This window comes from Mycobacterium talmoniae, from assembly GCF_001854525.1.
Lineage (GTDB): Bacteria > Actinomycetota > Actinomycetes > Mycobacteriales > Mycobacteriaceae > Mycobacterium > Mycobacterium talmoniae.
This window is the reverse complement of record NZ_MLQM01000182.1, coordinates 1-11022: the sequence shown is the minus strand read 5'-3', so window position 1 is coordinate 11022 and position 11022 is coordinate 1. Positions and strand designations below refer to the sequence as shown.

The 11022-nt window shown below is 70.2% G+C and carries 10 protein-coding genes; 1 reads left to right on the top strand and 9 read right to left on the bottom strand.

Features of this window, described 5'->3' with window-relative positions; genetic code table 11:
* Nucleotides 1–111: 111 nt before the first annotated feature.
* Nucleotides 112–687, top strand: coding sequence for a DUF4190 domain-containing protein (locus tag BKN37_RS22960; RefSeq protein WP_071029248.1), 576 nt, complete (start codon nucleotides 112–114; stop codon nucleotides 685–687).
* Between the two features lie 7 nt (nucleotides 688–694).
* Here the strand turns inward: BKN37_RS22960 and BKN37_RS22955 are convergent, their stop codons facing one another.
* The 9 genes from BKN37_RS22955 to BKN37_RS22910 form a co-directional block, all read right to left on the bottom strand.
* Entirely contained in the window at nucleotides 695–2086 is a 1392-nt protein-coding gene (locus tag BKN37_RS22955; protein ID WP_071029247.1) for a bifunctional lysylphosphatidylglycerol flippase/synthetase MprF, read from the bottom strand.
* 132 nt (nucleotides 2087–2218) lie between these two features.
* Entirely contained in the window at nucleotides 2219–3112 is an 894-nt protein-coding gene (locus BKN37_RS22950) for an acyl-CoA thioesterase II (RefSeq protein ID WP_071029246.1), read from the bottom strand.
* Complete coding sequence (pyk, locus tag BKN37_RS22945) at nucleotides 3112–4530, bottom strand: pyruvate kinase (protein ID WP_071029245.1); 1419 nt, start codon at nucleotides 4528–4530, stop codon at nucleotides 3112–3114. Before pyk ends, BKN37_RS22950 begins: the two co-directional genes overlap by 1 nt.
* Nucleotides 4531–4744: 214 nt before the next feature.
* Nucleotides 4745–5161, bottom strand: coding sequence for a DUF2752 domain-containing protein (locus BKN37_RS22940; RefSeq protein WP_071029244.1), 417 nt, complete (start codon nucleotides 5159–5161; stop codon nucleotides 4745–4747).
* Nucleotides 5162–5186: 25 nt separating this feature from the next.
* Nucleotides 5187–7472 carry a prolipoprotein diacylglyceryl transferase gene (gene lgt / locus BKN37_RS22930; RefSeq protein ID WP_095407184.1) on the bottom strand — a complete coding sequence of 762 codons (2286 nt, stop codon included), beginning with the start codon at nucleotides 7470–7472 and terminating at the stop codon, nucleotides 5187–5189.
* Complete coding sequence (trpA, locus tag BKN37_RS22925) at nucleotides 7472–8281, bottom strand: tryptophan synthase subunit alpha (RefSeq protein ID WP_071029242.1); 810 nt, start codon at nucleotides 8279–8281, stop codon at nucleotides 7472–7474. Before trpA ends, lgt begins: the two co-directional genes overlap by 1 nt.
* The gene (trpB, locus tag BKN37_RS22920) at nucleotides 8278–9549 is read right to left on the bottom strand and encodes a tryptophan synthase subunit beta (RefSeq protein WP_071029241.1); all 1272 of its coding nucleotides are present in this window, start codon (nucleotides 9547–9549) and stop codon (nucleotides 8278–8280) included. The genes trpA and trpB overlap by 4 nt, the downstream gene beginning before the upstream one ends.
* Before the next feature lie 14 nt (nucleotides 9550–9563).
* Complete coding sequence (trpC, locus tag BKN37_RS22915) at nucleotides 9564–10382, bottom strand: indole-3-glycerol phosphate synthase TrpC (RefSeq protein WP_071029240.1); 819 nt, start codon at nucleotides 10380–10382, stop codon at nucleotides 9564–9566.
* Nucleotides 10383–10462: 80 nt separating this feature from the next.
* Nucleotides 10463–11022, bottom strand: a 560-nt coding sequence (locus BKN37_RS22910; RefSeq protein WP_071029239.1) for a TIGR02234 family membrane protein, incomplete at its 5' end; no start/stop codon positions are given.

The following is an 11022-nucleotide window of genomic DNA, read 5'->3' as shown; positions in this document are numbered from 1 at the left end:
CGCGACCCACCACCTACCCAACGACATTCCGTGTCCGCACCTGAGCACCCTGGTCACTAGTACCCTGGCGGCTGCCGACCGTCCATATCCGCCTGATCTGGAGCGTCAGTCATGACCGAGTCCGCCGACCCGCCCGAAAACACGACAGCGGACCCGTCGGCGGCAGCGGCCGAACCGGAGACACCGCAGGCGCCGGCACCCCCGCCGCCGCCGGCCGCCGCGGGTTATCCGCCGCCGCCGTACCCGTATCCACCGGCGCCCTACCCCGGCGCGCCGGGGTTCGGCGCGCCCCGCAATGGTCTGGGTGTCGCGGCGCTGGTGCTCGCCATCGCCGGACTGGTCACCTCGTTCACCGTGATCGGCGGTGTCGCGCTGGGGGTGGCCGCCGTGGTCTGCGGGTTCGTCGGGCGGGGCCGGGTGCGCCGCGGCGAAGCCGACAACGGCGGGGTGGCGATCACCGGTGTGGTGCTGGGCTTTGTGTCGGTCGTCGCCGGGCTGCTGTTCATCGTGGTGTGGGTCGCCTTCTGGGCCAACATCTTCCACAGCGTCGGCGGCGGCGACTACCTCGACTGTCTGCAACGGGCCGGGTCGGACCGGGTCAGCCAACAACAGTGCGCTGACGAGTTCAACCAGCGCGTCGAGGACCGGTTCAGCAGGACACCGGCGATTCCGGCCCCCACCCCGTAACCGGGCGTTACAGCCGTCGGCGACGCGGCAGGAACTCCAGCGACAACAGCACGTACAGCAACGGAACCAGTTGGGTCAACGACACCAGCGCATAACGCCGGTCCCCCGAGGAATGAAACTTGCGCAGGTAGCGGTACAGCGACTCCAGCGCGATCAGCGGGTCGAGCAGGTGGATCGCGAGATAAAAGAAGCCCTGCAGCCGGCTGCGCTGCTTGGTGTCGAACAGTTCCGGAAACGCCGCAAACGCCAGCGACAACCGTTGCGCGCCGGCCTCTTTGGCAGCGTTGATCATGTCGACGCTGAGCCGTTCGTCGATCCCGTTGGGCGCCCCGCGGCGCCGCCACGGCACGTCGAGGCTGACGTCGCTGCCGCCGCCGGCGATCCCGTAGCGGTGAAAGCCCTGGATCTGTCCGGCCGCGTCGCGGGCGATGATCAGCTGAATCCCCGGATAGCGCCCCTCCAACGCGCCGTCTAAGGCCATACAGAAGCCGCGTTCGGTGCGGGCGCCGCTGGGTGAGGCCAGCAGCACCTCGGTCAGTTCGGCCAGCAGCGCCTGGTCGAGGTCCTGCTCGGCCACCACCTCGGTGGTGACCCCGAAGTTGCGGGTGCGCTGCACGGCCTGGCGCAGGTTGCGGAACTTGCGGCCCACCATCGCGAAGTTGGCCACGTCGATCACGACGTCCCGACCGATCGGCACGGCCCGCAGCGACTGGCCCAGCAGCACCGGGTCGCTCCACAAACCCAGCCGCCGCTCGCTGCAGCCCAGCACCACCAGCCGCCAGCCCCGGCTATGGCACAGCGCGGCGAAGTCGGCGACCAGTTCGGGGAACCGGGCCTCGTCACCGATCGGGTCGCCGCTGACCACCGCGTACCCGATCCGGGTCCGGTAGGCCAGCGCGGCGGTGCCGTCGGCGCTGAAGTGGAAACACTTGAGCGCCTGCATGGCGAACGGCGCCAGCGGATCGGCGCGGGTGGCCTTGATCAGCTCCCACACCCGCGGCAGGTCGTCGGGCCGTGGACGCGCGCCGGTGGGCCACATCAGGGCCAGGCCCGACCCGGCGATCAGCACGTCGCCGAGCAGGTCGAAGTACACCACGTGCGCGGTGAGCCCGGCGACCAGCATCAGCACCGCCGCCGACGCGTGCGCGGCGGTCACCGGCCGCCCCAGGAAGATGCCTCGGGCGATCAGCGCCACTGCGGCCAGGATGGTCAACGACCAGCCCAGCCGACCTGCCGCCTGCCAGTTCTCGTGGTCGCGGGTGATCACCAGGATCATCCAGCCGGCCGCGCTGAGCAGGGATAACGCCCCGATCCAGCGGGCGGCGGGGGAATCGACATGAACGACGACGCGTTCTCGGGCCCGCACCCGGGGTGCGACGTCGACCGACGATTCGTACACGCCCCACCTCCCGGTTTCTCGGCTCCAGCGGCTTCCGAATACCCCCTGGTTGGAACGGTACGCCGTGTTCAGGGGGTGACGACTGCGCCAATTTGCGTCGCAATCGAATCGTTGCCGACGGCCCTACCGGGCTTATCGGCGCGAGCCGGGGAAGTATTTCAGGATGCCCTCCTGCACGACCGTGGCCAGCAGCTGCCCGGACCGGTCGAAGAAGTAGCCGCTGCCCAGCCCGCGGGAATCGGTCGCCACCGGCGACGACGTGGAATACAGCACCCAGTCATCGAAGCGGACCGGGCGGTGAAACCACACCGTGTGGTTGGCGCTGGCCGCGAAGATGCGGTCGAAACCCCAGGACAGGCCGTGGGTGGTGATGATGGAGTCCAGCACCGTGGTGTCCGAGGAATACACCATCACCGCGGTGTGCAGCATCGGGTCGTCGGGCATCGGCCCGTCGGCTTTGACCCACACCCGGTTGTGGTCCAGCCGTTCGCCCTTATCCCGCATCACCCACGCCGGGTCGTTGGTGTACCGCCACTCGATCGGGTGCAACGCGTTGACGAAACCCGGGACGGTGTCCTCGTAGCCGCGCAGCAACTCCCGGATCCTGGGCAGCGTGTCCGGTTCGGCGACCTGCGGCGGGTCGATGCTGTGTTCCAACCCGGCACCGCCGGACAGGTAGGAGATCATCGCGGTCGCCAGCAAGGTGCCGTCCTGCATCGCATCGACCCGGCGGTTGGCGAAGCGGCGCTCGTCACGCAACGGCACCACCCGAAACTCGATGTCCTTGGCGGGGTCGCCGCCGTTAATGAAATGGATCGACAGCGCGTTGGGCGGCAACTCACGCAGCAGCGTGCGGCTGCTGGCCACAAACGATTGGGCCATCAGCTGGCCGCCGAACGTCCGCAGCGGGGTTTTGCTGGGGTGCGACCCGATGAACACGTCCTCGCCGATGCGGTTGAGGTCCAAAACCGCCATCAGCTCGTCGAAATCGGGATTCGATGCGGTCGGCTCGTTACTCGCCGGCATCAAACGTCGTCCTCCCCGATCCGGTGCACGTGGATCAGGTTGGTGGAGCCCACCGTGCCCGGGGGCGCCCCGGCGACGATGACCACCTGGTCGCCGCGCTGGTAGCGGCCCAGCTCCAGCAGCGACTTGTCCACCTGACGGATCATGCCGTCGGTGGACTGCATCGGCGGAACGATGAACGTCTCGGTGCCCCAGGTCATCGCCAGCTGGCTGCGGATCTCGGGCAGCGCGGTGAACGCCAGCAACGGCAGCGGGGTGTGCAGCCGGGCCAGCCGGCGCACCGTGTCACCGGACTGGGTGAACGCGACCAGGGCCTTGGCGTCCAGCCGCTCCCCGATATCCCTTGCCGCGTAGGAGATCACGCCGCGCTTGGTGCGCGGCACATGCGTCAACGGCGGGGCGGCGGTGGAATTCTGCTCGACCGCGCACACGATCCGGCTCATCGTGCGCACCGCCTCCAGCGGGTGCTTACCGACCGCGGTCTCCCCGGACAGCATCACCGCGTCGGTGCCGTCGAGCACGGCGTTGGCGACATCGGAGGCCTCGGCCCGAGTGGGCCGCGAATTCTCGATCATCGACTCCAGCATCTGCGTCGCCACGATCACCGGTTTGGCGTTCTCGCGGGCCATCTGGATCGCCCGCTTCTGCACCAGCGGAACCTCTTCCAGGGGCAGCTCCACCCCTAGGTCGCCGCGCGCCACCATCACCGCATCGAAGGCCAGCACCACGGCCTCCAGGTTGTCGATTGCCTCCGGTTTCTCCAGCTTGGCGATCACCGGGACCCGCCGCCCCACCCGGTCCATCACCGCGTGCACCAGTTCGACATCCGACGGCGACCGCACGAACGACAGCGCCACCAGGTCGACGCCGAGGTTCAGGGCGAACTCCAGGTCCTCGACGTCCTTTTCCGACAGCGCCGGGGCCGACACGTTCATCCCCGGCAGCGACATGCCCTTGTTGTTGCTGACCCGGCCGCCCTCGGTGACCGTGCAGATCACGTCGTCACCTTCGATGCGGTCGACCACCAGCGCGACGTTGCCGTCGTCGACCAGCACCCGGTCGCCCGCGGCCGCGTCGGTGGCCAATTGCTTGTAGGTGGTCGACACCCGATCGTGGGTGCCCAGGCAGTCGTTGGTGGTGATCCGCACCGTCTCCCCGTTGGCCCAGTGCGTGGCGCCCTCGGCGAAGCGTCCCAACCGGATCTTGGGGCCCTGCAGGTCGGCGAGGACGCCGACGGCCCGGCCGGTGGCATCCGAGGCGGCGCGGACCCTCTCGTAGGCGGCCTTGTGGTCGGCGTAATCGCCGTGGCTGAAGTTCATCCGGGCGACGTCCATCCCGGCCTCAACCAGCGATTTCACCATCTCATCGCTGCTGGTGGCCGGGCCGAGGGTACAGACGATCTTGCCGCGTCTAGTCACTCCGTCAGCATAGTCGCGGCCGCGAAGCGGGCCCGCGCCGCGCAGTCTCACCGAGCGTGAACACACGGCGAAGAATCGGCCGATGGCCGGTCGCTGGCGGACCGGGGGCGGGGGCAGCGCGTCGCGATAGCCGGTCGCGCCGAACGTGCGCCCATGGCGGCTTTTCCGCCGAATTTCCGCCACAGACGCACACGCGGCGCAGGGACAGCGGCCGTTAGCCCGCCAGCATTGTGGGGATGAGCGGGAAGCCGGGCAGATTGCGCAGCACGGTCCAGGCAATCGCCAGGACCGCGGCGGTCACGGCGGCCGGGATCGGTAGCACCGGCGCCCCGCGGCGCCGGCGCAGCACAATCCATGCCGCCATTGCGGGGAGGCCGACGAGTAGGAACGCGTTGTCCATGACGGCTGCCGCAAGGTGTCCGTGCAGCAGATCGTGGGTCATGCGCAGCCCGCCGCAGGCGGGGCAATTCCAGCCGGTCAGTAGCCGAAACGGGCAAAGCGGGAACAGCGAATCGGGTTGGTGCGGGTCGACGAGCCCGACGTAGCCGAGGGCTCCCGCCAGCAGCACGCCGGTGCCCAAGGCCGGATACAGCCGGCGGCGGCTGGCGACACGCTGGGACGAGCCGGTCATGGTGCCAGCATGCCAGAACGGCGGCTTATCCTCGGCGCCTTCTGAGCCTGCTCAACCAGCGGCGCCGTTCCTGCGGAGCCGGGGTGTACGACGGGGTCTCTTCGGGCTCTTCCGTGTCGCCGTCCTCGGGCTCGGCGTCACCGTCCTCGGACGCCGGCTCCTGGGCCGCCTCGGGCTCGGGCTGGTCCTCGGTCTCCTCGGCGGTCTCGCCGTCAGCCGCCTCTGCAGGCTCTACCGCCTCGCCGTCCTGGGCCGCGGCATCGCCCTCCTCGGCCACCTCAGGCTCAGGCTGCTCGGCGTCGACCGGGGACTCTTCCGCGGTCTCGTCGACGGGCGACTCGTCAGCCTCCACCGGCTCCTCGGGAGCAACCTCGGCGTCGGCGTCCTCAGCGGCCGGCTCGGCTTCGACATCGGCTTCGTCGGCCAGCGACTCCTCGGCCGCGTCGGACTCAGGCTGCTCGGCCGGCTCCTCGTTGGCGTCAGCCAGTGCCTCCTCGGCCGACAATTCCGCAGGGGCCTCGTCGGCGTCTAGCGTCTCGTCCTCGTCCAACGTCTCGACATCCTCAGCCTCGGCGTCGGCTTCAGCGGCCACCGACTCCTCGGCCGCGTCGGACTCAGGCTGCTCCTCGGACTCCTCAGCGACCTCCTCGCGAGCCGCGGCTTCAGCGTCCCCCGCCTCGTCGCCTTCGGCCGCACTATCGCCCTCATCGGCCAACTCCTCGGCATCTGCCGCGGATTCATCACCAACAGCCTCGACAGGCGCCTCGTCAGCCTCGAGGGTCTCGGCGTCCTCAGCCTCGGCCTCGGCTTCTTCGGACACCGGCTCGCCCGCAGGCTGCTCCCCGGACTCCTCAGCCGGCGACTCCTCAGCGACCGCCTCTTCGGCGTCGAGCGCCTCGACGTCCTCAGCGTCGGCTTCCTCGGACACCGGCTCCTCGGCCGCCTCAGACTCGGGCTGCTCCGCGGGCTCCTCAACGGCGTCAGCCGGGGGCTCCTCGGCGGCCGCTTCCCCCGCCTCGACCACGTCGATGGCCTCGGCTTCGCCCTCTTCGGCTGCCGATTCCTCGGCCGCTTCGGGCTCGGCCTGCTCCTCGGCGTCAGCCGGGGATTCTTCGGCAACCGGCTCGGCAGCGGCGGCGGCTACCGTCTCGCCGCCCTCAGCGTCGTCCGCAGACGCCTCAACCAGGGCCTCGTCGGCGGCCGCCTCCCCCGCCTCCGCCAGCTCGACGGCCTCGGCTTCGGCCTCACCCTCCTCGGCTGCCGCCGCTTCGTCGACGACCTCCTCCGCGCCGGTCGGGAACTCCTCGACGTCGGACTCGTCCGCCGACTCGGCTTCGCCCGCTTCCAAGTCAGCCCCGTCGCCGCCAGCGACCGCGCCCGCGGCGACCGCCGACGGGACCGCGACCCGCTCGGTGTCCGGCTCGGACTCCTCTTCGGTCATCCAGGTGGCGCGCAGGGCGTCCGGATCCTCACGACCCCGAGGCGCGAGCACGATGTAGACCACCGCCCCGATGAACACGAACGTCGACGTGAAGGAGTTGACCCGGATGCCGTCGATCAGGGTCGCGGGGTCGGAGCGCAGCAACTCGATGCCGAACCGCCCGACGCAGTAACCGGCAACATACAACGCGAACAGCCGACCGTGGCCGATCTTGAACCGGCGGTCCACGTAGATCAGCACCACGAAGATCAGGACATTCCAGAGCAATTCGTACAGGAATGTCGGTTGGACCACCGCGAACACCTGCCCGGTCGACACCCCGTCCAGGGAATGCTCATTCAGGATGCCGGACGGGTCGCGCCGATAGAAGATCTCCATCCCCCACGGCACCGTCGTTTCCCGACCGTAGAGCTCCTGGTTGAAGTAGTTACCCAACCGGCCGATGGCCTGCGCCAACACGATGCCCGGGGCGATCGCGTCGCCGAAGGCCGGCAACGGAATCCCACGCCGGCGACAACCGATCCAGGCCCCCACCGCGCCCAGGGCGACCGCACCCCAGATGCCCAGGCCGCCGTCCCAGATGCGCAGCGCCGCGTCGGCGCCGACGCCGGTGGGACCGAAGTAGGTGCGCCAGTCGGTGATCAGGTGATAGAGCCGACCCCCGAGCAAGCCGAACGGGACGGCCCACAGCGCGATGTCGTAGATCACCCCGCGCTCACCGCCGCGGGCCGCCCAGCGTCGGTCGCCGATCACCAGGGCGGCGATGATGCCGACGATGATGCACAGCGCGTAGGCCCGGATCGGCACCGGACCCAGATGCCACACCCCCCGACCCGGGCTGGGGAAGGACGCCAACAACGTCGTCGTCATCATGCGGAAATCCTCTGGCGCACACCGGCGGCGAGTTCCTCCGCGAGGGCACGCAGCGCCGGCAGACCGCCGGTCAGTGCCGACACCAACGCCGAGCCGACGATGACGCCGTCGGCGTAACCGCCGATTTCGGCGGCCTGCTGACCGGACCGCACACCCAAGCCCACCCCCACGGGAATGTCGGACACCTCCCTGACCCGCCGCACCAACTCGGGCGCGGCGTGCGACACCGCGTCGCGGGCGCCGGTGACCCCCATCGTCGACGCCGCGTAGACGAAGCCCCGCGACGCCTCCACGGTGGCGGCCAGCCGCTGCGGCGTCGACGACGGCGCCACCAGGAAGATCCGGTCCAGGCCGTGCTGCTCGGACGCTGCCAGCCACGCCTCGGCCTCGTCGGGAATCAGGTCGGGCGTGATCATGCCCTGTCCGCCGGCCGCGGCCAGATCCCGCGCGAACGCGTCAACGCCGTAGCGCAGCACCGGATTCCAGTAGGTCATCACCACCGCGCGGCCGCCGGCCGCGCTGATCGCCTCGACCGCGGCCAACGTGTCGCGCACCCGCACACCGCCGTGCAGCGCGGCCTCGGTGGCGGCGGCGATCGTCGGCCCGTCCATCCCGGGATCCGAATACGGGACCCCGACTTCGATGAGGTCGCACCCGGATTCCACCAGCGCGGTCATCGCGGCCACCGACGTCGGCACATCGGGATACCCGGTGGGCAGGTAGCCGATCAGCGCCGCCCGGTCATCGCGGCGGCAGCCGTCGAAAAGTGGTGCCAGCTTGCCGGTTTGGCGTTGCTCCAGGGTCACCGCTGCGCACCGCCGTTCTGGTCGAGCAGGCCAAACCAGGTGGCCGCGGTCTCGACGTCCTTGTCGCCGCGGCCGGACAGATTCACCACGATCAGCGCGCCGGGCCCCAACTCGGTGCCCAACTGCAGCGCACCGGCCACCGCGTGCGCGGATTCGATGGCCGGGATGATGCCCTCGGTGCGGCACAGCAACCGGAAGGCATCCATCGCCTCGGCGTCGGTGATGGGCCGGTATTCGGTGCGTCCGTTGTCCCGCAGCCAGGCGTGCTCGGGTCCCACCCCGGGGTAGTCCAGGCCCGCGGAGATCGAGTGCGATTCGACGGTCTGGCCGTCCTCGTCTTGCAGCAGGTAGGAAAACGATCCCTGAAAGGCCCCCGGCGACCCGCCGGTGAAGGTGGCGGCATGCCGCCCGGTGGCCACGCCGTCGCCGGCGGCTTCGTACCCGACCAGCCGAACCTGCGGATCGTCGAGGAACGCGTGGAAGATGCCGATCGCGTTGGATCCCCCGCCCACGCAGGCGGTCACCGCGTCGGGCAACCGCCCGGCCTGGTCCTGGATCTGCACCCGGGTCTCCAAGCCGATGATGCGCTGGAAGTCCCGGACCATGGTCGGGAACGGGTGCGGCCCGGCCGCGGTGCCAAAGCAGTAGTAGGTGTTCTCGGCGTTGGTGACCCAGTCCCGGAACGCCTCGTTAATGGCATCCTTCAAGGTTTTTGACCCGGCCTGCACCGAGACCACCTCGGCCCCCAACAGCCGCATCCGGGCGACGTTGAGCGCCTGCCGGTCGGTGTCGACCGCGCCCATGTACACCACGCAGTCCAAGCCCAGCAACGCGCAGGCGGTGGCGGTGGCCACCCCGTGCTGGCCCGCACCGGTCTCGGCGATCACCCGGGTCTTGCCCATGTGCTTCGCCAGCAGCGCCTGCCCCAGCACGTTGTTGATCTTGTGAGAGCCGGTGTGGTTCAAGTCTTCTCGTTTGAGGAACAGACGTGCGCCACCGGCGTGCTCGGACAGCCGGGCGGCCTCATACAGCGGTGAGGGCCGACCGCTGTAGTGCCGCTGCAACTTGTCGAGGGTGTCCAGGAACTCCTGATCGGTGCGCACCTTGTCGTAGGCGGCGGTGACTTCCTCGATCACCCCCATCAGCGCCTCGGGCACATACCGGCCGCCGTAGCTGCCGAAATGACCACGCGCATCGGGATCGTGGCGGGTGGGTTCGGTAACGGCCGCGCTGGAACGGGGAAGGTCCGGGCCGAGCAGATCTGCCATCGCTGCGGCTCGAGCTAGCGGGCCGGCTTCGGGCAGGACGGATGCCTACCGGCGGTCACCAGATCCGCGACGGCCGCCCGCGGATCGCCGCTGGTCACCAGGCCTTCGCCGACCAACACCGCGTCGGCGCCGGCGCCGGCGTAGGCCAACAGGTCGGCGGTGCCGCGCACCCCGGACTCGGCGATGCGGATCACGTCGGTGGGCAGCCCCGGGGCGATCCGCGCGAAGCAATCCCGGTCCACCTGCAGGGTTCTCAGGTCGCGGGCGTTCACCCCGATGACCTTGGCCTCGGCCTGTAACGCGCGGTCGGCCTCCTCCTCGGTGTGGACCTCGACCAGCGCGGTCATCCCCAGCGATTCGGTGCGCTCCAGCATGGCCACCAGCGCGGGCTGGTCCAGCGCCGCCACGATCAGCAGCAGCATGTCCGCGCCGTGGGCGCGGGCCTCGTGAATCTGGTACGGCGACATCACAAAGTCTTTACGCAGCACCGGGATCGATACCGCCGCCCGCACCGCGTCGAGGTCCTCGAGCGAGCCGTTGAACCGCCGCTGCTCGGTCAGCACGCTGATGATCCGCGCGCCGCCCTCCTGGTAGGCGCGGGCCAGCTGGGCCGGGTCGTCGATGGACGCGAGCTCGCCGGCCGACGGGCTGGCGCGCTTGACCTCGGCGATGACACCGATTCCGGGTTCGCGCAGCACCGCCAGCACGTCCAGCGGCGGTGGCGCCGCCTTGGCGGCCGCCTTGATCTCGGACAGGCTGACGACCGATTCGCGGGCGGCGACATCGGCGCGAACTCCCTCGATGATGGAGTCGAGCACGGTCGCCGAACTCATGCCTGTCGGTTCCTTCCTGGGGTCGGAAACGCGTCGCGAAGACGTCCATCGAAGGGTAACTGTCGCCGGGCCACCGGCCGTCACCGCCCCTCGGTGTCGGATTCGGAGCCGTGCTGGCCATCGCGCGTGTCCGGCGGCTGCGCCGGCCGTTCGGTTGGGTCGCGGCCCTCATCCAGGGCATCCCAGAGCATCCGCTCGGTCAACCCCGCGTCGGCGTCGTCGCTTTGCGCCAGCGAGCGCCGGGTCCCGGGGGCGACGTATTTGGTGGTCGCCGCCCGTGCCGCCGCGCGCATCAGCAACGCCGCGCCGAGCAGGGTGCACACCGCCGCCACCAGGGTGAGCGCCGCGCCCAGGGACCGGCGTTCGCTGCCCACCAGCGAGACCACCTCCACGTGCGCGAGGGCGGCGCCGCGCTCCGCCACGTCCCGCACCGTCCACAGGCTGATGGCGAGGTATCCGGTCGCCAGGCTGGCCGCGGCGACCAGCACCGCCAGCGCGCGCAGCGGCCAGCCGCGCACCGCGACCGCGGCCACGGCCGCCGCCAGCGCGACCACCGCCAGCGGCACCAGCGCGGTGGACCAGGCCGCCCCGGTCAAGGTGGTGGTCTTGGGCTGGCCCAGCCCGTTGAACGGCTGGGTGA